General features: G+C 39.6%; 4 protein-coding genes. All 4 read right to left on the bottom strand.

Going from position 1 to position 3543, the window contains the following annotated elements; all coding sequences use genetic code 11:
* Positions 1-436: 436 nt before the first annotated feature.
* Positions 437-964 (bottom strand): NAD(P)H-quinone oxidoreductase subunit J, encoded by a 528-nt coding sequence (locus PN450_RS16315; protein ID WP_015081489.1) that lies wholly within the window; start codon positions 962-964, stop codon positions 437-439.
* Entirely contained in the window at positions 957-1694 is a 738-nt protein-coding gene (locus PN450_RS16310) for an NADH dehydrogenase subunit K (RefSeq protein WP_015081488.1), read from the bottom strand. The genes PN450_RS16315 and PN450_RS16310 overlap by 8 nt, the downstream gene beginning before the upstream one ends.
* Positions 1685-2047 carry an NAD(P)H-quinone oxidoreductase subunit 3 gene (locus PN450_RS16305; RefSeq protein WP_015081487.1) on the bottom strand — a complete coding sequence of 121 codons (363 nt, stop codon included), beginning with the start codon at positions 2045-2047 and terminating at the stop codon, positions 1685-1687. The genes PN450_RS16310 and PN450_RS16305 overlap by 10 nt, the downstream gene beginning before the upstream one ends.
* A gap of 414 nt (positions 2048-2461) precedes the next feature.
* On the bottom strand, positions 2462-3543 hold a 1082-nt coding region (locus PN450_RS16300; RefSeq protein WP_334311497.1), incomplete at its 5' end, for a bluetail domain-containing putative surface protein.

The following is a 3543-nucleotide window of genomic DNA, read 5'->3' as shown; positions in this document are numbered from 1 at the left end:
CAAGTTTCACTTTATCACACCACGTCCCTTTTAATGCTACTTATTCTCATTAAGCATCTTAATTTTTGAATTGACTTTAGTTATTATGTACTACTTTAAGGGCTTTTTTGATCTGTGACAGTTTGGGGTGCGGAATGTGGGATCTAACTCTTAATTAACCAGCATTTATATTTTTTATTATAACTAAGGGACTTCCAAATAAAAAAAATCTCTCAAACCCTTATTCCTCTGTGTCCTCTGCGCCTCTGTGGTTCGTTAATCAGGATAATTTATTTCTTGAAAGTCCCTAAAATTCTTAACTTATAATTACATTAATTGATGCTTGGATAATTATTTATAATTCACTATTACACAAATAAAGACTTATAACTTAAACCCCTCTCCACAACTGGAAAGGGGTTAATTGTCACTACTGAAAACTCAATTTCAGCAATACTTAATAAGCATTTTGTAACTCATAAAAATCAGGTGAGATGTAATCTTTACGTAAAGGCCAACCTACCCAATCTTCTGGCATCAAAATTCGCTTTAAGTTAGGATGACCTTCATAGATGATGCCATACATATCATAGCTTTCTCGTTCTTGCCAGTCTGCTGTTTTCCAAATCCAGTAAACTGAAGGCAAAGAGGGATTTTCTCTGGGTAAAAACACTTTCACCCTGATTTCTTCAGGACGGTCAGCATTATCACTAACTTTGAGTAAATGATAAACACTTACCAATTCTTCTCCTGCACCTAAGTCAATTCCTCCCTGAAATTGGAGATAATTAAACCCATAGGCATACAAAGCTGTAGAAATAGGCAGTAGAAAATCTGCGGGGACTTTAATTATTTCTACTCCGTTAGCGTCAAGTTCTAGAAACTCATGGAAAAAGCCATTTGACCCTAACCATTGGGAAACTTTACCGGGTTTAACTAGAGGTGCTTCTGCTACGGGAACTGGTTTGGATTCTTCTTCAGCCACGTGCTTGTTCCTCCTTCTGTGTCTTTGCTGTCAACAATCCTGGGGGTACAGCCATACCAATTGCTTCCGTCAATTCTTTGGGGGGATTGAAGCGGGTTTCTGACTGCATATATTTACCAGTTAATATTTCGGGAACTGGCTTCATATTATGAGTTGTACTGTAGTAGCGGTGAACTTGCTTGATGTTATCCCGTTCCTGCATAGACTCGTTGGCAATTTTTTTCCGCAGTTTAATAATTGCGTCAATAATCGCTTCTGGACGGGGAGGACAACCAGGCAAATATACATCTACAGGAATCAGCTTATCAACTCCGCGCACTGCGGTAGGTGAGTCAACGCTAAACATTCCCCCAGTAATTGTACAAGCGCCCATGGCAATCACATACTTGGGTTCGGGCATTTGTTCATAAAGACGCACCAATTGGGGAGCCATCTTCATGGTAATTGTTCCCGCAGTGATGATTAAATCGGCTTGGCGGGGGCTACAACGAGGAATTAACCCAAAACGGTCAAAGTCGAAGCGAGAGCCAATTAAAGCCGCAAATTCAATGAAGCAGCAAGCTGTACCAAACAGTAAAGGCCACAAACTAGAAAGCCGCGCCCAGTTGTAAAGGTCATCAACGGTAGTTAAAATGACGTTTTCTGACAGTTCATGGGTAACTGTCGGCCGTTGAATGGGGTTGATGATTTGTTCTTTGTCTGGGGTGATGATATTAGAATTTAAGACCATTCCAAAGCTCCTTTGCGCCATGCGTAAACTAAGGCGATGATAAGAATCGAAATAAAGACTAGGGCTTCGATAAATGCCAATAAACCCAAACGGTTAAATGCAACAGCCCAAGGATACAAAAATACTGTTTCTACGTCAAAGACAACGAAGACCAGAGCAAACATATAGTAACGAATGTTGAACTGAATCCAAGCTCCGCCAATGGGTTCTAGTCCGCATTCGTAAGTTGTGCGTCTTTCCAGACTGTTACCAGTGGGTCTAAGAATTTTTGAGGCTGACAGTGCTAGGACTGGAACTAGGCTACACAGGAGAAAAAAGCCTAGAAGGTACTCGTAACCGCTAAGAACAAACACAATGTTTTTCTACCGCTAATGGTGTAAGGGAATAAGCTATCAGTTATCAGAATTATAGCTTGACAGGCGTTTACTGATAACTGTTCACTGCAATATATGGATCATGTTCTTTTACATTATATCTTTTAGGGCTTTCTCGAATTTGTATTGAGATCACCGACTTTTTAGAAAAGTCGGTGATCTCAGTATATTTGAATCCTTTTGATTATTAACCTCAGTTTCTAAGCACTTATAAACAAGTCGAACTATTTATACTCAACACGGCTTAATCATTTGATTCTGTGGGTAAGGGTTTAGCACTGCTAAACCCCTACAAATCTAGGTTTTTCGTAATTTTGTAAAAGTCCATGTCCCAACCGTTTTGGTTAATTAACAGTAGGAAGTTTGACTTGCTGAATATCCCTATTCTTTACTCTAAACAATCACAAAATTATTGACATTCAATGTTCCGGTTAATCCTGTAACCTCAATAATGGCATCATTAGCCGCATTAAACCCTGCTGTTGCATCATTAATAGCCACAAAGGTTTTTTGTCCAAAACTGAATTGAGCCGCGAAATTTGACCCAAAGGCTGCCGCTGTTAATTTTGCCACCATACCAGCAGCATCCAGGGTATTAACTGCTCCCACATCCACAAACCCGGCTCGTGCGGTAGAAACACGGAATAAATCATTACTTGTGGTGGCGTTGAAGTCAGTAATCACATCAAAGTTAGCTAAGAGAGAATCAGTGAGATTTTGGTAAACAAATTTGTCACTTCCTAAACCACCCGTTAGAGTATCTTTACCACCCCCACCGGTGAGAATATCATTATTTGCACCACCAACGAGGAAATCATTACCACTTGTACCTGTCAAAGTCAGACTAGAGGGATTACCAATCACACCATCACTATTAGCATCTATGCCGAAAATAGTCTCCTGAGTTAAAGCTTCTGCCGAATTCAATCCCCAATTTCCTTGAGAAGAAGCCCAATTCCAGTTACTATCTAAATTCCAGATATGCAGGAAGTTTCCAGAAATGTTTTTCCAAAGAACTTGATTAACGCCATTGACAGTTTCTGCGGCTATCGTTTGCCATCCTGAACCGTAGATATCTTGGTAGATTTGTTGTCCACCATTTTTAATAGCAATTGGGGTATTTGTTCCGATTTGGGTAAAGTATTTGTTGGTTGGATCTTTGACTAATTTAGTATTACCTGCTGATTCAATTGCAGTATAAGGATTGCCAATAATACCATCACCATTAGCATCTATGCCAAAGTTAGTTTCTTGGGTGAAAGCATCAGCAGAATTTAATCCCCAATTTCCTTGAGAAGAAACCCAATTCCAGTTACTATCTAAACTCCAGATATGCAGATAGTTTCCAGAAACGTTTTTCCAAAGAACTTGATTAACGCCATTGACAGTTTCTGCGGCTATCGTTTGCCATCCTGAACCGTAGATATCTTGGTAGATTTGTTGTCCACCATTTTTAATAGCAATTGGGGTATTTG

This window comes from Dolichospermum lemmermannii CS-548, assembly GCF_028330815.1.
Classification (GTDB): Bacteria; Cyanobacteriota; Cyanobacteriia; order Cyanobacteriales; family Nostocaceae; genus Dolichospermum; species Dolichospermum lemmermannii.
The sequence above is the reverse complement of the archived record's forward strand: the minus strand, read 5'-3'. Positions and strand labels throughout refer to the sequence as shown.

Bases quoted from the DNA above. Each gene is read 5' to 3' on its own strand.
- PN450_RS16310 (WP_015081488.1), bottom strand. From the start codon at position 1,694: ATGGTCTTAAATTCTAATATCATCACCCCAGACAAAGAACAAATCATC.